Genomic DNA, 17345 nt, shown 5'->3' on the forward strand with positions numbered 1-17345 from the left:
CTATCGAGTGCAGAATCAGTAAGTTTGACTATGAAAGCAGCACTTATATAACTACTCTGATCTCCGTGAACAGCAAAGACTAGATGTTTAGTAATTTTATCTTTATATTGCGTACTTTGTTGCCGCTGTTATGTTGAAACGATAACCGATAAGTTTTAAATATTATGAAAATTACTCGGTATCCATAACTTCAGAAAACAGACTCAGCAGCACCTGATAAGTCCTTGGAAAAACAGAAAAATCTAGCCTTTGTCTGCGTCAAAACTATATTTTCAACACGCACGAAATAAATTGACAGATGCTTATATGTAATTAACATTGTAGGTACAAAGTCAAAAGGGGGTTGGTCACATTGGCCAGCTCTTCACTAATGGGGCAGCGCTTTTCGAAGCGGATGCCCCATTAGTTTAGCTGCGGGGGCCAATGTGGACATTTCAAAGCGCACGTGTCTGGCTAAAAGCCTCGATTTTCAAATTGCTAATTTGCGAAACGATGGCATCGTATTCGATATCTGCAATGAGGAATCTGCTAAAGCATACCTATCTGCGAACACCTACCTATTTCGGATTAAGCGATATGCTTCTAATTTCAACAAGCACGATGACGGGAAGTATAAGAATCTCGATTTCGCTGTGCTCAAGGATTTAGCTGTCATTGACTATGAACTCAGGATGGCACTGGAATATTTGGTAGCAAACGCGGAACATGATTTGAAAGTGCGATTCAATAATTTATTGATGTCAAATTCTGAGCTTGACGGCAGACGAATTGCAAAGTTGGTTGATCCAAATGATCGCTTTGTATTTGATGAAAAGACTGGCTATCGAAATCAGCACGATGGCAGGCCTGGCAAGACAGGAATTAAGCTTAAATATTCTCCTTATTCAGATGCTATGGTTCGCAAATATTTCCCTGACCCAGAAATATGGAACTTATGGGAATGCTTCAATCTGGGTGATTTGATTGATTCATACATGAAGTATCTGGAGTCATTACATCTGAGAGACAATGCTACAAAATTTTTTGGCAACTTCCGTAGGTTGCGAAATGCGGTATCGCATAGTGCCCCGTTACTGTTGGATGTGGATAGGACAAACAAGCAGGGCCATGTGCCTCAGACTGAGTTTGTTGATGGATGTTTGTGCGATTTGTTCCAAATGGATAACCCCCCGGCGCCTATTCCGAGTACGATTAAGAAGTCGCAACTTGTCTATGACTATTCAAGTTTCTTGTGCATGTTTCTTATAGTCTGTAACAGTATGCCCATACGACGCATAGCAGCAAAATTGATGTTAGATCTAGAACAAAGAATATGCAAGAATTACGAGCAGTATTATCAGGGGAATTCGGAGTGCATCCACTTAAGGAATACTCTTGCATGCATTATTCGTATTTCGCGAGCGTTCTCGGAATACATTAAAGCTGAAAGTGACCAGCCGCATCAAAGCGGAAGATTGCATTTTATCCCTCAGCCTTTTTCAGTTAAGTGAATCCTACTCAGTTACCGGTTTAAGGTAGTTATTTTATCGGAGAGCAAGAGTTTTGACCATTTCCTTCTTCATCAGTGTTGAAACCGACTGTGTAACTCAATAGTGATTGCAGGCTTTTATAATTAATTTCTCTGTTCCTGCTGGCAGTATTGCTGAAAGTTCTCTTTACATAGAATGATTCGGCGGGGTGTGGTCATACATTCGGTTGTATGAGCTTCAGCTGCTAGAGTGTCCACCCCACTGGATCAGTGTCATCCACGCTGTAGTAGTCGTAGTTGGATAGTCGATATTTGCCAAAAATGATGTAAAAAACCTCGAAAGCCTCGGGAATCCCTATCTGTGGAGCTAGCCGGATTCGAACCGGCGACCCTCTGCTTGCAAAGCAGATGCGCTACCAGCTGCGCCATAGCCCCGTAAATGTGAAAAGAACTTCAACCGCGCAAGAATGCGTGGGCCTGGGAGGACTTGAACCTCCGACCTCATCCTTATCAGGGATGCGCTCTAACCAGCTGAGCTACAGGCCCATGCCGTGTGACCGAAGAATCACACAAATGGATAGCTTACCATAGTGTCCCCTCAAGTCAATCTCGGCGGCGTCGCGTCGCGTCTTGGCGGAAGAATGGGGGTCATGAGGCGGAAACGGCGTGCGGAACCAGTCCGGTCGGAGCGGCTGGAGGTCGGTGGCGAGACTGTTCTGGTCATCAGAAAGCGGATTGCCAACGTCTATCTGCGGGTCAAACCGCCTGACGGCCATCTGGAAGTGACGGCGCCTCTGACGCTTAGCGATGACCGGATTCGCGCCTTTATCGACGGCAAGCGCCGCTGGATCGCAACCACTAGAGAACGTCTGGCCCGTTCGCGCGATGTCTACGCCCAACCCGGAGCCGATGGTCAGCTGTCGCCGGACCGATCCGAGGCTGAAGCCCAGAGAATTCTCCAGGAGAGGCTGCCGACCCTGCTTGATCGGTGGGTCCCTGTGGTGGGCCGTCGGCCTGAGCGCATCAGTCTGCGGAAGATGAAAACCCGCTGGGGCTCCTGCACCCCTGCCACTGACAGCATCCGGCTCAACACCGACCTGGCCTGGCTGGATCCTGACCTGCTGGAGTACGTGCTGGTTCACGAGCTGACTCACCTCTACGAGCACGGTCACGGCCCCGGCTTCCGCGCGCGAATGGATCGCTATATGCCCGACTGGACCGAGCGCCGTCGTCGACTCAACCGCTATCTGGCTTTGTGACTCACGAAGCTTAGACGTCTGATGTCATGACTTCGAGATTCATGACTTCCGGAGCCGTAAAATCCTCATGAGTGCTGAACTTGTGGACGGGGAGCTTGTAAATTACGAACCTGCGGCATCATCCGTGCTGAAGATTTCGTGACCAAACCCTCGCTAGGCCATCTGGTGCGAAGTTGAATCGGTTTTTGATCGTCTTGTCTATCCCGATCTAGACCGACTATATGGTCTGATTCAGCCCGATCTCACTTTGCTCTGTTCTGACTCAACCTAAATCTGCCTTTGATTCGTTCTGGCCCTACTCAAGTCTGGTGTAATGCACCACATTTGTCATCCAAGACCAAAGGAAGACTGCCGCAACCCATGCTGGTGCGCTAGCGTTAAAGAAGAGGGGCGATCCTGCAGCAGTTAGGCAGGCTCCCTGCGACTCGGAGGCGCGTGTGGAGCCGATCCGGGACAATAGATCATGAAGGAGCAGTTGCAATGACGGAATCCAAGAAGACAATCAAGCGCGCCGTGGTGACCGGCGCCTCCAGCGGCATCGGCCAGGCCAGTGCGCGTGCCTTGGTGGACAAGGGCTGGAAGGTGGTCGGCCTGGCCCGACGCGAAGACAATCTCAAGGCTTTGGCCGACCAGCTGGGTCAAAACTTTACCTATGAGGTCTGCGACGTGACCGACGAGGACTCCACCCAGGCTGCCGTCGATGCTGTGCTCAAGGGCGGGCCGGTCAAAGCTCTGGTCAACTGCGCCGGCGCGGCCTTCGGCAAGGACCCGGTGGCCACCTCCAGCCTGGACGATTGGCGCGGCATGTATGAGCTGAACGTCATCGGTACCCTGCGGGTCATACAGAAGCTGCTCCCGGCCCTGAAAGAGTCGGAGGGCACGGTCCTGGTCATCTCCTCGACGGCAGGCATCGAACCCTACGAGGGCGGTGGCGGATACTGCGCCTCCAAGGCGGCGGAACGGGTCATGGCCCGTATTCTGCGGCTGGAGCTGATCGGTCAGCCAGTGCGCGTGGTAGACATCGCCCCGGGACTGGTCCACACTGACGAGTTCTCGTTGAAGCGGTTCGGTGGGGACAGCGACCGGGCTGACGCGGTCTACGCCGGGGTGCCCGACCCGCTGACCGCCGACGACATCGCCGGATGCGTCACCTGGGCCCTGGAGCAGCCCGACACTGTGGACATCGACCAAATCGTGGTACGTCCCCGGGCCGAGGGCTCCTACACCAAGCTCTACCGCCGCAGCTGAGTCTGGTTGGGGGGCGATTCCGTAGGAAACGAAGACTGGCATGGGATGATTCTGGCACGGGCTGAGTCTGGCAGAGGGATGAGTCCTGCAGTCAGGATGAGACGTGCCTGGCGGACCGCAGTCGACCGGGAATGGTGCCGACGGCCACGATGAGCACGGACAGGATTGACCCCGCCAGCACGCCCAGCAAGGCTGATTCCAGGTGCGGGGATCCGGCGAAAGCCAGGTTGGCGATCAGGAAGGACATGGTGAAGCCGATCCCGCAGAGCTGGCAGAGGCCGATCAAGTTCCCGGTCGTGGAGCCGGCAGGTCGTCGCAGTCCCAGATGACCTGCCAGGACCAGCATGGTTATAATCCCCAGGGGCTTGCCCAAGGCCAGTCCCAGAGTGGCGCCCCAAAAGACCCGGTCCGTCAGCAGTCCGGGTCCCAGCTGATCCAGGGAGATGGACAGCGAGAAAAAGGCGAACACGGGCAGGACCACCAGGGCGCTCAAAGGGGTCAGGAAGTGGTCCAGCCGTTCAGCCGGTGATAGCGTCGGGTTGTGGTTTGGCTCAATCTCAGTTGGTTCAAACCCAGCTGGTTTGGTATTGGCTTGACTGGTCACTGGTGGATGGGTCTCGGTCGGCTCGGTACCGGATGGTTTTGTATCGGTTGGCCTATGCTCGGTTGGCTCAGTTAAATTCGGCGCGGTACTGACCGAAGACTCTTCCGCTTCTGGTGCTTCCGCTTCAGCCGCCTTCGACCTGGCGACAGGAGTCAATAGCCCCATTGCAACTCCCGCCAGCACCGGGTGGATTCCAGTCTTGAAGAGGCTGTACCAAGTCAGCAGACCGCCCCCAAGGGCGCCCAACAAGCAGAGAGGTACCAGGGGTCGCCAAATCTGAGCGGAACGGCTCACCACTCGGACCAGCAAGGCCCAGACCACAAGGCCGGCCAGGCAGGCAAGCAGCCAGCTCGGTTGTCCCAAGCTGGAGTAGCCCAAGGCGATCAGCAGGACGCCGATCAGATCGTCGAAGATGGCCAGCGTCATCAAAAAGGCCTGCAGGGCGGGCCCGGCCTTGGGCAGGAGCAGTTGCAGAGCCGCCAGGGAGAAGGCTACATCGGTGGCCGTTGGGACAGCCCAGCCACGCAACCCGGCAGGGGAGCCCAGGTTGAGTAGGCAGTAGATCAGAATCGGCACGGCTACGCCGCCCAAAGCGGCCAGCATGGGTAGCAGGACCTGTTTGTGGTCGCGCAGAGTGCCTGTGGCAGCCTCCTGGCGCAGGTCAAGACCCATGGTCAGGAAGAATATGGTCAGCAGCCCGTCCTGTATCCAGTCCTTGAGGGAGAGGTTCAGTCCACCGGGCAGGTCCAGAGGAATCCAAGCGGCAAGAGCGTTCAGACCCGGCCCGGTCTCTGGAAGATTGGCCAGGATCAGCCCGGCCAGGGCGCAGGCCATCATGAATAGCCCGGTGATCCGATCGTTTTCAGCCAAGGATGACAGGGAGGCGAAGAAGTTTGAAGGGTGGAGTCGGTTGTGCCGGTCCCTGTCAGATCCACCCCGCCCACGCTGCGGATTTGATGGTTGGGCATTCGATGATTTGAAATCCGACGGTCCGGGATTCGGTTGGGGGTCTGATGACCGGGAATCCGACAGCCTGGGATGGAAAGGTTTGAGATTCTGTTGCGAATTCGAATCGTCGTAATCCTGACGACGTGGATTGACAGAGAATGCTGGGAATGCAGGCGTGAGCGGCATGATGCTCCTGGTCGGGCGGATAGGGTTCAGTCTTCCATGGCCGACCAGTCTTCCCGGCATGAGGCGGCATCCGGCCGTCTCCCAAGTTCCAATTCTATCCTGAAGCACAGCAGTCTATCTCGGTCAGAGAAAATGCCAGCGGCCCTGCACCTTTCACGATGCAGGGCCGCTGGCATACCGCTTATCGGAGCGGTGACGAGCTCTCAGAACTCAGCAACTCAACAAACTCAGAACAGGTGGCTGCGCATGAACCACTGGAAGTGCTCCAGCTCCTGCACATGGTCCTGCACGATGTTGGAGCTGATGACGTCCAGGTCGTCCAGCTCCTTGATGGCCTCGCGGTCGCGCTTGATGAAGGTGGTGTAGTAGGTATCCAGGGCCTTCAGGTAGTCCAGGGCATCCTGGCGGCCGGTCATGGTGATGCCATCCCAGTCGCGGTTCTTCATGATGTCGTCGGGCCGTCCGGCGGGGGAACCGCCCAAGGTGGCGATGCGCTCTGCGGTCTCGTCGGCCATGTTCAGCACCGAATCGACCTCGGGGTCCATCATCTCGTGAATGCCGATGAATTCCTTGCCCTTCATGTTCCAATGGGCGTGCTTGAGGATCAGGGCGGTCTCCTGTTCCTGGCTCAGACGGCTCTGCAGGATGGCGACGACCTTCTCGCTGGTCGCTTCGTCGAGTCCTGGTACAGTGAAGTTCAATGCCATAACCACTCCTTAAATATGAAATTATGCCTGTGGTCGGGTCAGCCCGACCTTGTATCTCCAGACTAGAGGAAAAAGCAAGGAAACGCTTGGATTTTGCGGGAATCAACCAGTGAAATCATTCACGGACCATCGGCTACGCTGACAGTCATTTTTCCTTGACTGGCGTGGGAGCGGTCACCGGCTGGATGAGACAGCTAGGCTTCGGTCACAATATCGTCTTTATCATCATCGCCAGCCTGGTCCTCGGCCTCCTGGCGTCGCCTGACCTCGATGGTCTCGATGCGCCGCCCGTCCACCTTGGTCACCACCATGTCATACCCGTCGTCGGAGTGGATTACGTCGCCCACCTGCCCCATCCGTCCGGTCTGGGCCAGGAAGTAGCCAGCCAGGGTCTCGTAGGGGCCATCCTCCAGCTCGATTCCGGTCAGGTCCGCGAAGTCCTCGATGGTCATGCCACCGTCGACCGTGGCAACTCCGTTGACGAAGGCGGTTGCCTGGGGATGGGCTGGGTTCTGCTCCTCGGGCAGGTCGTACTCGTCGCGGATGTCGCCCACCAGCTCCTCGGTCATGTCCTCCAGGGTGACGATGCCGTCGGTGCCACCGTACTCGTCGATGACCACGGCCAGGTGGATGCCCTTCTTGCGCAGCTTCTCCAGGCTGGGCAGGAGCTTGGAGGTGCCGGGCAGGGCGATGCCGGGCCTGGTCACGTCGGCCACGGTCTTGGCCTGGGGATTGCGCACGTCCATCAGATCGCGAACGTGGACGAAGCCCAGCACATCGTCGAAGTCGCGTCCGGTCACCGGGTAGCGCGAGTAGGGCTCGTCGTGCACGAATTCGACCGCCTCCTGCAGCGGCATGTCCCCGGCGATAAAGACCACGTCGGCCCTGGGGCGCATGACCTCGGCCACGCTGGTCTCTGAGGCATCGAAGACATCGCCCAGAATCATCCGCTCGTCCTTGCTCAGGTTGGTGTTGGAGGAGACCAGCATCCGCAGCTCGTCGTCGCTGACCTCGGTGTCGGTCTGCTGGGGGTCGAAGCCCAGGATGCGCACGATGAGGTCGGTGTTCTTGCCTATCAGCCAGATCAGCGGTCTGCACAGGGTAGTGAAGACGTCGATGGCCGGAACGACGGCCCTGGCGATGGCCTCGGTGCGCTGCATGGCGATCCGCTTGGGCACCAACTCGGAGATGACGATTGAGCAGTAGGAGATGATCAGGGTCAGGATCACCGTGGTCAAGGTGCCGGCTAGACCCTCGTGCACGCCCCACCCGGTCAGGACGGGCACCACGTAGGGGGCGATTGACGATGCGCCGAAGGAGGCAGAGAGGAAGCCCGTCAGCGTCACGCCGATCTGCACGGCGGAAAGAAAGGTATTGGGGTCGCGGGCAATGCGGGCCACCCGGGCGCCGCGCGCGTCCTGCTGCTCCATTTGCTCCAGCTGCGAGCCTCGCAGGGAGACCAGCGCCAGTTCAGTCCCAGAGAAGACGGAACCGAGCAGGAGGAAGAAGAGAATGAGCAGGATGTTCAGCCATAATGCCATGCCTCCAATGCTAGGGTATGGGCGCCCCATGTGCCCTATGTCACACCCCAGCGGCGAACCTCCGTCTTCCCCATACAGTGCTTCCTGACTAGCATGAAATACGGAGACAGGTTCGGCTTCAGGCCGACGTTCCCAATGCTCCCGAAAGGATTTTTTTCATGTCACAGCTTCAGCACGAATTGACTGAGTTCACCACGCAGGCCTACCAGGATAACAAGACCTTCCCGGTCTCAAAGAAGGATCTGCTGGGCCACTGGTCCCTGCTCTTCTTCTACCCTGCGGACTTCAGCTTCGTCTGCCCCACCGAGCTGGAGGATCTGGCCAGCAAGTACGAGGACTTCAAGAAGATCGGCTGCGAGATCTACTCCGTCTCCTGCGACACCGAGTTCGTCCACAAGGCCTGGCACGAGGCCAACGACAAGATCGCCAAGGTCCAGTACCCCATGCTGGCCGATCCGACCGCAACCCTGGCCAAGGACCTGCAGACCTACAACGAGGCCGAGGGCAAGGCCGAGCGTGGCGACTTCATTCTGACTCCTGAGGGCAAGGTCGTGGCCTACGAGGTCATCTCCTCCAATGTGGGCCGCAACGCCGACGAGCTGCTGCGCCGCGTCCAGGCCTCCCAGTTCGTCTACGAGCACGGCGATCAGGTCTGCCCTGCCAAGTGGGAGCCCGGCGAGGACACCATCGAGCCCAGCCTGGATCTGGTCGGCCAGCTCTGATCCGCAGCTGCCAACATCGGGAACTCGCCGATCGGAAGCGACCAGGGCGGGTTCCCTTTTCTGTATTCACGACCAGCATCCAAAACAGCACATCCGTGCATTCCTTCGGAAGAGGCATTCATGACGGAAGACAAGAATCTTTATGACGTGGTCGTCATCGGCGGCGGCCCTGCAGGCCTGAGCGCAGGACTCTATCTGGCCCGGGCGCGGTATCGCACATTGATCCTGGAGAAAGAGGACTTCGGCGGCCAGATCACCATCACGGCCGACGTGGTCAACTACCCGGGCGTGGCCAGCACCGACGGCCGCAAGCTGACCGAGACCATGCGCCAGCAGGCCCAGAACTTCGGAGCCGAGTTCATGAGCGCCGAGGCCACTGGCATCGAGGCCCAGGGCGACATCAAGGTGGTCCACACCTCCCGGGGCGACCTGCGCACCTTCGGCATCCTGATCGCCACAGGCGCCAGCCCCCGCAAGATAGGCTTCCAGGGCGAGCAGGAGTACGCGGGCCGCGGCGTGGCCTACTGCGCCACCTGCGACGGCGAGTTCTTCACCGGGCGCGAGGTCCTGGTGGTAGGCGGTGGGTTCGCGGCAGCTGAAGAGTCGGTCTTCCTGACCAAGTACGCCACCAAGGTGACCCTGCTGGTGCGCGAGGAGGACTTCACCTGCGACGCCGCCGTGGCTGACGAGGCCCGGGACAACGACAAGATCGAGATTCACTACTCCACTGAGCTCAAGGGGGTCTCCGCTGGCCCCGGCGGGCTGGTCGAGGCCACCATTTTGGACCGAAAGAGCGGGCAGACCACCACTTGGAAGCCCCAGGACGGCGGCACCTTCGGCGTCTTCGTCTTTGCCGGCTACGTGCCCCAGACCGGTATGCTCAAGGGCGTTGTGGATCTGGATGACCACGGCTACGTGCTGACCCACGACTACCTGGAGACCTCGGTGCCGGGCATCTACGCCGCCGGGGATCTGCGGGTCAAGAACCTGCGCCAGGTCATCACCGCCACCTCCGATGGGGCTGTGGCCGCCGTGGAGCTGGAGCGCTACGCCTCCAACATGTCGGACAAGACCGGCCTGGTGCCGCCGCGTCCCGAGGATTCCCCCTACGCCCGCTCCGAGCGGCAGGCCGAGAACTCCGCCCTGGCCTCGGGCACCTCGCCCGCGCCTGTGGCCCAGGAGCACGACCAGGCCCCGGCCAAGACCTCCGGCTTCTTCGGGCCGGACATCCGCAAGCAGCTGGACATGGTCTTCGGCAAGATGACCGGAAAGCTGGAGTTGGCCCTGGATCTGGACGGCAGCCAGGTCTCCAAGGAGCTGGAAGCCTTCGTGGACGAGCTGGTCGGGCTCTCCGATGGCAAGCTGACCTCCAGGGTCGACTCCCGCACGGAGGAAGACGGCAAGGATTACGATCCCGCCGGCGACCTGCCTGATGCCCGCCCCAGTGTGCGCATCTGCCGGTTGGACGATCAGGGCGTCTCCCATCCGACCGGGTTGGCCTTCCATGGCGTGCCCAGCGGCCACGAGTTCAACTCCTTCGTCCTGGCCCTCTACAATGCGGCGGGCCCCGGCCAGCAGGTGGATCAGCCCACCTCGGACCGTATCGATGCCATCAAGGACCAGGTGGACGTGATGATGCTGGTCTCCCTGACCTGCACCATGTGCCCGACCACGGTCCTGTCCGCCCAGCGCGTGGCGGCCCAGAACGGCAAGGTGCGCGCCGAGGCCTACGACCTGGCCCACTTCCCCGAGCTCAAGGACCAGTACCAGGTCATGAGCGTCCCCTGCATCGTGATCCGCAAGGATGGCCAGGAGACCGTGGAGTTCGGCAAGAAGTCCGTTCCTGAAATGCTGGACCTGATCGGGGCCTGACCCTGGGTTCGAGCCTGAACAGAGTCTGAGAAGGCGCTGGTGTCACTGCCTTTGTGGCGATGATGCCAGCGCCTTTTCTGATATATGTTGCAGGTCTGCATTGATGAAAAACTATGGATATTGTCCGGACCTTATACGGTTTGATTAGTTTGCCGTATCAGCAGCCGCAGGAGTGACGGATGACCAGATCCGCCTTGATCAGTTGTACGTCAGGGACCTGGTCCGGATCCAAGGCCGCATTCATGGCACAGGCGGCGATTTTCTGGGTGTCCTGCTGCATGGTGGTCAGTTGCGGCCAGGTGTAGAGGGAGTCGACGGTGCCGTCGAAGGAGACGATGGCCACGTCCTCGGGAATGCGCAGCCCGCGCTCATGAAGAGCCCGAAGAGCACCCATGGCCTCCATGTCGGAACCGGCGAAAATGGCCTCGGGCTGGTGGTCGCTGTCCAGAAGCCTGAGCGTCGCCCTATACCCTCCCTCGCGAGTGAAGTAGGACCGAATAATGCGGCCAGCAGGCAGATTGTTGTTCTGATGGGCTGCATACCAACCTCGCACGCGATCATCGGTTCGATCCTCCTCCGGGCCGCCGTAGAGCATGTCCACGCTGCAGAACTTATGTCCTATCAGATGTTCGGTGGCCGTTATGGCGGAGGAATAGAAGTCAGTTGAAACGCTCTTGGCGTTCATGACCCTCCGAGGCTGATCCATAAAGATGAATCGGCTCTGGTCAAGGGGCGCCATGCTGATCTGGTCGTAGGTGCGCGAGGTTGAAAGGAAAATGGCATCAACATTGCGTTCGATCAGTTTGCTGATTGCATCCTCTTCCAGGTCCGGGTCCCCTTTGACGTTCATGAACATCAAGGAATACCCGTGGCGGGATGCGGCTGATTGCAGCTCGTTGTAAATGCCGGCGCTGAAAGGGTTGGAGGAGTCCGGGACGATGACGGCCATCATCTTTGAAAACCCGGTACGCAGTGCGCGGGCAGTGGTGTTGGGGCGGTAATCAAGCAGCTTGGCCGCGCGCCGCACCTTTTCTGAAGTTGCCGGCGCAACCCTTCTTGGCCCGTTGTTGAAGACATAGCTGACCACAGCAGTCGAAACCCCCGCCAGCCGTGCAACATCAGCTCTGGTGGCCCGCTTTCGACGTTGTTCGTGCGTAGGAACCTCTGCCATTGTCCGCCCCTTTTTAAGCATGAAAACACTTTGAATTACAGTGTATTCAATTCTTATGTTACTCGAGTATATTCCAATCAGCAACGACGCCCAAAGGGCAGGAAGAGGCCAAGCATGGTCCGACAGGTGTAGGCCCAATGCTTTTAAAACAAAAGGTTGTGCGTTATTTGAGAAGTCATGATTATCGGATAAAACCTAGATCATTTGACAAGAGAATCTACTCGAATATACTGAGAGATTACCGGAACACCTATTGCGAGGGTTTGCTTTAAGTGATTCGGGTAGATGACAACCTACAAAGGAGTGGTTGATGAAGAACGGCAAAGTAATTGCTTTGGGTATCAGTTGCGTCTTGGCCCTCGCACCTTTGGGGGCATGCGGATCATCTTCATCCTCGGGTGGTACAAAGACCTTGGAGTTCATGACCATGCAGTCTACGGGCACGCCACAACTTAAGGTCATTCAAAAGCTAACCAAAAAGTTTGAAAAAGCTAACCCCGGTATCACCATTAAGGCGAACCCGGGAACGAATAACAATCAGAACGACATTAGAGTGCGTTTGGCTGGGCACAACCCGCCGGATATCTGGGCCACCCATGGATGGTCGAGGGATCGTTATGGCAACTTCCTTGAGCCGATGCAGAATCGTCCCTGGGCAAAGAGGCTGAAGCCGTTAGGCAATGAAGTCTACAAGACTTCCGATGGGAAATTCTATGCTCTGCCTGCGGATATACAGGTTTCTGGAATCATGTACAACGATACGGTTATGAAGAAGGCCGGTATCGACACCAAGAGCATTGATTCCTGGGATGCGTTCAAGGATGCCTGCGAAAAACTGAAGGCAGCCGGTATGACGCCTATAGTCAGCACTCCAAAGGACATGGGTGCCGTCGGCGATATTGCAGACTATATCCTTCCCGGTATGTATACCGACGCTCAGCTTAAGGAGCTCAAGGGCGGAAAATTCGATCCTTCCATCTACCAGAAGTATGCTGAAATGGTCAGCCAGTGGACCAAGAACGGTTACTTTAATGTTGACTACACTTCCGCGACCCCAGATGACATCGCGCGTCTGATGGCTTCCGATAAGGCTGGTTTCTACTTCCGTTCGAACGGGAATGCACAGTTGATAGAGTCATACAATCCCAATGTCAAGCTAGGTATGATGCCCATACCTTCCGCTACGGGCAAGCCTTACTTCTCAACGGGCGAGGACATGCTGACATTCGGAGTCTCCAAGACGAGCAAGAACAAGGAAGCGGCCTTGAAGTTCATTGACTTTCTTGCAGAGCCCGAGAATCTTCAGGAGCTGGTCAATGTCAGCATGAACAATTCGGCTTTGACCGGTGTCAAATCTGCTTTGGGACAGTTCCAGACCTCTTATGACTACTGGATGAAAGATAAGAAGACAGCTACGGTTCCCTTCTTTGACCGCAAGTATCTTCCCGGCATGTACAGCACCATGTCCAAGTCCACTGACGGCATTATCACAGGTCAATTGACTCCCAAGGATGCTGCCGATCAGGCAAAGACGGCCTTTGAAAATCTGAAGACCAAGAAATAGTCACTACCACAAGAGTTTCTTCGGGAGCTTGATGATGACCGATAAAGATGAAATAAATGCGTTGCGAGGCCAGCCGGATCGTTTGCGTGATTCGGCTGGTGGCGACAGTACGAGTGGAAGTGTGCAGACGGTGGTCCATAAGCGCAGAAGGTTCAAGGGTTCTTCAATCAATCTGTTCTATCTGCCGGCTGTAATCCTGCTGGTGGTGTTCATCATCTATCCGTTGATTTCGGGTATTGGCCTGTCGCTAACGAACTGGGATGGGTATAACGAAGCGAAATCCTTCGTTGGCTTGGCAAATTACAAGTCCATGTTTACGGATACGAATTTTATGCAGATCATCATCAACACCTTTATTTACGGTATTGGATCTACAGTGATTCAGCAGATTCTGGGTTTGGGCCTAGCTCTGTTGCTGAATACCAGGATCAAGGGCCGTACGCTGATGCGGGCTATCATCTATCTTCCTGCACTGGTTGCATCGGTGATCATGGGCATCATGTACTACTTTGTCTTCCAGTATCAGCAGGGGGCACTGAACGCCATACTGGGTGTATTCGGCGTACAGAAGATACCCTGGTTCAACAATGCCGCTTTTGCAGTAGCCATTGTAGTTTTCGTTAATTCGATGCAATACGTCGGTATTTCGATGATTATCTATTTGGCTGGTCTGCAGACCATGGATCAGGAAGTGGTCGAAGCTGCAGAGGTCGACGGTGCATATGGGTGGAAGAAGTTCTGGAACATTACCCTGCCTCTTTTGGCTCCCTCCTTTACGACGAGCGTCGTTCTCAATCTAATTGGAGGATTGAAGCTCTATGACCTTGTCAAGGTTTTGACGGGTGGGGGCCCAGGTTATGCAACCAACTCCATATCAACGTACATAGGAACCATGTACTTCGATAATCAGACGGCTGGGTATGCCTCTGCAATCGGCGTATTCCTGTTTGTCTTGATTGCGCTGGTGACCTGGCTGGTCAATAAAGGCTTGGCCAAGCTTGATTGGGAGGCCTGATATGGCAAGAGGTAAGCAAACGAAGCAGATGTCATATAGCCCTTCGGACTACCAGCGTGGGAGATGGGCGATTTATCTCTTTCTGATTATTGTCTGTATCTGCCAGCTGCTTCCGTTCTATCTAGCAATCACAACGTCGTTGAAGCCCTCTGATGACATGTCTCCATCTCTGGTGATGAGGACGCATGATCTGGCATGGAGCAACTGGACTCAGGCTGTCAATGAGGGTGGAATTCTGAAGGCGGTGTTCAACAGCGCAGTTGTGACTGTGTGTTCGACTTTCCTGGTCTGCGTGCTTGGAGCAGCTGCTGCTTATCCTCTGGCTCGCAGAATGACCAAGTGGAATAAGTTCATTTCTGCCTTCATTCTTTCCATGATGATGATTCCGCCCATGAGCATTCTTGTGCCCTTGTACACCTTCTTGGTGCAGATTGGAGGAATCAATAATTATTGGGGCATCGTAATAGTGTTGACGGCTGAAAAACTGCCTCTTTCGGTTTTCCTCTATACGGCTTTTATTAAAGCCATCCCCCCGGCTATTGATGAGGCTGGCGCACTTGATGGAGCCAATCACCTTCAGGTGTTTAACAGACTGATACTGCCAATGCTTAAGCCTGTGACGGCCACTGTCGTCATCATGACAGGTTCGGCTGTTTGGAATGAATTTGCACTATCGAGTTATATTCTGACTGACCCTCAATCTCAGACCATCGCTCCTCGTGTTGCTTCCTTCTTCTCTGTAAATACCAATAACCTTGGTATTGCTGCTGCGGCCGCTTTGATTGCCGCGGCGCCCATGGTGGTGGCGTACATGTTCCTGCAGAAGTACTTCATTGCGGGCATGGTCGCGGGTTCGGTTAAGTAATTGAGGTAGAAAACCGATCAAGCAATAAAGGAGTTGGTGACACCCATGATTGTCTTCCCGGGGAATGACCTTGGTGGGCCCGAAACTACTCGTCTGGCACTGGCCTCCCCACGGCCTGGCGGGGATCTGCCGAAGGTGCTGGGCGTGCAGGCTGCACCATGTTTCGACGGCTGCGGAGGTGCGGAGGTGGCCAACCTCAATACTTCCCTCCTGCTTGAGCACGCTACAGGAGTCTACCTGCATCCCGGCCTGACCGGGCATCGGATCGCCCAAGACCCCGAGGGTATCCAAGCCGGGCGCTCATGGTCGCCTCGATTCCTGGTGGAAGGCCAGCCCGAGCAGACCGACAACTCGCTGACCATCAAGGCCCGTGACGAGGATGCCCAGCTTGCGCTGGAGACCAGGGTGGAGGCCATGGCCGGCGGTTCCCTGCGGATTCGCCACACCCTGCGCAACCTGGGTGCCGATTCTTTCCTGCTGGAGGGTCTGGAGGTCCGCCTGCCCCTGGACGACCAGCAGACCCAGATTCTGGACTTCGCCGGCAGGCACGAACGTGAGCGCAGCCCCCAGCGCCATGACCTGGTCGACGGGGCCTGGGTGCGTGAGTTCCGCTGGGGCCGTACCGGTTTCGAGGGGCCCGTGGTCATGGTGGGCATTCCAGGGTTTAACTTCTATCATGGCAGGGTGCTCTGCGTCCAGCCGGCCTGGAGCGGGAACACCGTGCTCCGGGTGGACCGGAACAGCGCCACCCCGGCCGGTGTCAGCGCTGGCGAACTCCTCCTGCCCGGCGAGGTGGTTTTGAGCCAGGGCCAGGAGTACAGCACGCCCTGGATTGTGGCCACGGCCTCCGACCATGGCATGGATCCGATCATGAACAGCCTGCATGCCTGGGAGCGAACCCTGCCCGAGCATCCCCGCGAGCAGCCGGTCATCCTGAACGTCTGGGAGGCCATCGGTTTCAAGCATGACTTCGACACCCTGCGCGACCTGGCCGACCGCGCTGCCCGCATCGGGGTAGAACGCCTTGTTCTGGACGACGGCTGGTTCCACCTGCGCCGGGACGACACGGCAGGTCTGGGCGACTGGTGGGTGGACCCTGCGGTTTGGCCACAGGGCCTGAAGCCTTTAGCTAATTATGTCCATAAATTGGGGATGCAGTTCGGCCTCTGGTTCGAGCCGGAGATGATCAACCCGAATTCGGACGCCTTCCGCGACCATCCTGAGTGGGTGATGAGGGCATCCTCCAGAAACCCGGAGCTGCAGCGCAACCAGCTGGTCCTGGACCTGACCAACCCCCAGGCCTTCAACCACGTGCTGGAGGCGATGACCAAGGTCCTGGAGTCCTGCCAAATCGACTACGTCAAGTGGGACCACAACCGCGATCTGCTTGAGGCTGGCTCCCAGGTCCACGGTGGCGCGCCGGCCATCCATGAGCAGACCCTGGCCTACTACCGCCTGCTGGATACCCTCCGCGCTCGCTTCCCCAAGGTGGAGTGGGAGTCCTGCGCCTCGGGCGGCGGCCGCATCGACCTGGGCGTGATCGAGAAGATCCGCCGCTTCTGGAACTCCGACATGACCGATGCCCTGAGCAGGCAGCTGATCCAGCGCTGGACCGAGCAGACCGTGGCCCCTGAGTACATCGGCGCCCACATCTCCCAGCCCTCCTCCCAGCAGACTGGTAGAACCTACAGCCTGGATTTCCGGGCCGCCACGGCCGTCTTTGGTTCCATGGGCATCGAGTGGGACATCCGCCAGGCCAGCGAGAAAGATCTGGAGCGGCTCAAGGAATGGATCACCTGGTACAAGGCCAACCGGGGCTTCCTCCACTCCGGCCGCGTGGTCCGCCTGGACCTGGCTGACCCCTCGGTCCTGGCTCATGGCGTGGTGGCCCCCGACCGCAGCCGCGCCATCCTGGCCCACGTCCAGTTGGACGAATCCCTGCATAATCGTGGTGTTTATCTACGTATTCCCGGCCTGGACCCCAAGGCCCGATACCGGCTGGTCTGGACCGGCCCTGCCAAGCCCAGAGCCTCGCTGGAGCATTTGGATCCGACGGGTCCGCTGGGCACCGCCGAGGTCACCGGCACCTATCTGGAGCGCGTGGGCATCCGCATACCCCGCTGCCAGCCCGAGACCATCCGCCTGATCGACTTGGTCCGGGTCTGACCCGCCGCC

At 57.2% G+C, this 17345-nt stretch carries 13 protein-coding genes and 2 tRNA genes; 9 read left to right on the plus strand and 6 right to left on the minus strand.

What is annotated here, in order from left to right:
- Positions 1-425: 425 nt before the first annotated feature.
- Positions 426-1490: an Abi family protein gene (locus tag DKK74_RS00185; protein ID WP_181414832.1), complete on the plus strand. Its 1065-nt coding sequence runs from the start codon at positions 426-428 to the stop codon at positions 1488-1490.
- Between the two features lie 340 nt (positions 1491-1830).
- On the opposite strand, the gene DKK74_RS00190 is transcribed toward DKK74_RS00185, so the two are convergent.
- Both DKK74_RS00190 and DKK74_RS00195 read right to left on the minus strand, forming a co-directional pair.
- Positions 1831-1903 (minus strand) — tRNA-Ala (locus DKK74_RS00190).
- A gap of 37 nt (positions 1904-1940) precedes the next feature.
- A tRNA-Ile gene (locus DKK74_RS00195) sits at positions 1941-2014 on the minus strand.
- 104 nt (positions 2015-2118) lie between these two features.
- Between DKK74_RS00195 and DKK74_RS00200 the strand changes: the two genes are divergently transcribed.
- Both DKK74_RS00200 and DKK74_RS00205 read left to right on the plus strand, forming a co-directional pair.
- Entirely contained in the window at positions 2119-2727 is a 609-nt protein-coding gene (locus DKK74_RS00200; protein WP_181414833.1) for a M48 family metallopeptidase, read from the plus strand.
- A gap of 480 nt (positions 2728-3207) precedes the next feature.
- Positions 3208-3975 (plus strand): SDR family oxidoreductase, encoded by a 768-nt coding sequence (locus DKK74_RS00205; RefSeq protein ID WP_110412254.1) that lies wholly within the window; start codon positions 3208-3210, stop codon positions 3973-3975.
- A 91-nt stretch (positions 3976-4066) separates the two neighbouring features.
- Here the strand turns inward: DKK74_RS00205 and DKK74_RS00210 are convergent, their stop codons facing one another.
- The 3 genes from DKK74_RS00210 to DKK74_RS00220 form a co-directional block, all read right to left on the minus strand.
- Entirely contained in the window at positions 4067-5713 is a 1647-nt protein-coding gene (locus DKK74_RS00210; RefSeq protein WP_181414834.1) for a Na+/H+ antiporter NhaA, read from the minus strand.
- Positions 5714-5940: 227 nt separating this feature from the next.
- The gene (locus tag DKK74_RS00215) at positions 5941-6420 is read right to left on the minus strand and encodes a Dps family protein (RefSeq protein ID WP_110412256.1); all 480 of its coding nucleotides are present in this window, start codon (positions 6418-6420) and stop codon (positions 5941-5943) included.
- A 194-nt stretch (positions 6421-6614) separates the two neighbouring features.
- A complete protein-coding gene (locus DKK74_RS00220; protein WP_110412257.1) occupies positions 6615-7961 on the minus strand; it encodes a hemolysin family protein in 1347 nt (448 codons plus the stop codon).
- Positions 7962-8119: 158 nt separating this feature from the next.
- Here DKK74_RS00220 and DKK74_RS00225 point away from each other — a divergent pair, with 158 nt between their 5' ends.
- Positions 8120-8683, plus strand: coding sequence for a peroxiredoxin (locus DKK74_RS00225; RefSeq protein WP_046322122.1), 564 nt, complete (start codon positions 8120-8122; stop codon positions 8681-8683).
- Between the two features lie 120 nt (positions 8684-8803).
- A complete protein-coding gene (locus DKK74_RS00230) occupies positions 8804-10555 on the plus strand; it encodes an FAD-dependent oxidoreductase (RefSeq protein ID WP_110412258.1) in 1752 nt (583 codons plus the stop codon).
- 157 nt (positions 10556-10712) lie between these two features.
- Here the strand turns inward: DKK74_RS00230 and DKK74_RS00235 are convergent, their stop codons facing one another.
- Complete coding sequence (locus DKK74_RS00235; RefSeq protein ID WP_110412259.1) at positions 10713-11726, minus strand: LacI family DNA-binding transcriptional regulator; 1014 nt, start codon at positions 11724-11726, stop codon at positions 10713-10715.
- 310 nt (positions 11727-12036) lie between these two features.
- Between DKK74_RS00235 and DKK74_RS00240 the strand changes: the two genes are divergently transcribed.
- The 4 genes from DKK74_RS00240 to DKK74_RS00255 are packed head-to-tail and all read left to right on the plus strand — an operon-like array spanning position 12037 to position 17336.
- Positions 12037-13290: an ABC transporter substrate-binding protein gene (locus tag DKK74_RS00240; protein ID WP_110412260.1), complete on the plus strand. Its 1254-nt coding sequence runs from the start codon at positions 12037-12039 to the stop codon at positions 13288-13290.
- Positions 13291-13324: 34 nt separating this feature from the next.
- Positions 13325-14305, plus strand: a complete 981-nt coding sequence (locus DKK74_RS00245; protein WP_110412776.1) for a carbohydrate ABC transporter permease — start codon at positions 13325-13327, stop codon at positions 14303-14305.
- Position 14306: 1 nt separating this feature from the next.
- A complete protein-coding gene (locus DKK74_RS00250) occupies positions 14307-15170 on the plus strand; it encodes a carbohydrate ABC transporter permease (RefSeq protein WP_110412261.1) in 864 nt (287 codons plus the stop codon).
- A gap of 45 nt (positions 15171-15215) precedes the next feature.
- Positions 15216-17336 carry an alpha-galactosidase gene (locus tag DKK74_RS00255; protein WP_110412262.1) on the plus strand — a complete coding sequence of 707 codons (2121 nt, stop codon included), beginning with the start codon at positions 15216-15218 and terminating at the stop codon, positions 17334-17336.
- The last annotated feature ends 9 nt before the right edge of the window (positions 17337-17345 follow it).

Source organism: Bifidobacterium asteroides (assembly GCF_003202755.1).
GTDB lineage: Bacteria > Actinomycetota > Actinomycetes > Actinomycetales > Bifidobacteriaceae > Bombiscardovia > Bombiscardovia asteroides_F.

Excerpts from the sequence above, each read along its gene's own strand:
- DKK74_RS00205 (WP_110412254.1), top strand. The coding sequence starts at position 3,208 with ATGACGGAATCCAAGAAGACAATCAAGCGCGCCGTGGTGACCGGCGCC.
- DKK74_RS00230 (WP_110412258.1), top strand. The coding sequence starts at position 8,804 with ATGACGGAAGACAAGAATCTTTATGACGTGGTCGTCATCGGCGGCGGC.
- DKK74_RS00235 (WP_110412259.1), bottom strand. The coding sequence starts at position 11,726 with ATGGCAGAGGTTCCTACGCACGAACAACGTCGAAAGCGGGCCACCAGA.
- DKK74_RS00200 (WP_181414833.1), top strand. The coding sequence starts at position 2,119 with ATGAGGCGGAAACGGCGTGCGGAACCAGTCCGGTCGGAGCGGCTGGAG.
- DKK74_RS00250 (WP_110412261.1), top strand. The coding sequence starts at position 14,307 with ATGGCAAGAGGTAAGCAAACGAAGCAGATGTCATATAGCCCTTCGGAC.
- DKK74_RS00240 (WP_110412260.1), top strand. The coding sequence starts at position 12,037 with ATGAAGAACGGCAAAGTAATTGCTTTGGGTATCAGTTGCGTCTTGGCC.
- DKK74_RS00220 (WP_110412257.1), bottom strand. The coding sequence starts at position 7,961 with ATGGCATTATGGCTGAACATCCTGCTCATTCTCTTCTTCCTCCTGCTC.
- DKK74_RS00225 (WP_046322122.1), top strand. The coding sequence starts at position 8,120 with ATGTCACAGCTTCAGCACGAATTGACTGAGTTCACCACGCAGGCCTAC.
- DKK74_RS00245 (WP_110412776.1), top strand. The coding sequence starts at position 13,325 with ATGACCGATAAAGATGAAATAAATGCGTTGCGAGGCCAGCCGGATCGT.
- DKK74_RS00215 (WP_110412256.1), bottom strand. The coding sequence starts at position 6,420 with ATGGCATTGAACTTCACTGTACCAGGACTCGACGAAGCGACCAGCGAG.
- DKK74_RS00210 (WP_181414834.1), bottom strand. The coding sequence starts at position 5,713 with ATGCCGCTCACGCCTGCATTCCCAGCATTCTCTGTCAATCCACGTCGT.
- DKK74_RS00255 (WP_110412262.1), top strand. The coding sequence starts at position 15,216 with ATGATTGTCTTCCCGGGGAATGACCTTGGTGGGCCCGAAACTACTCGT.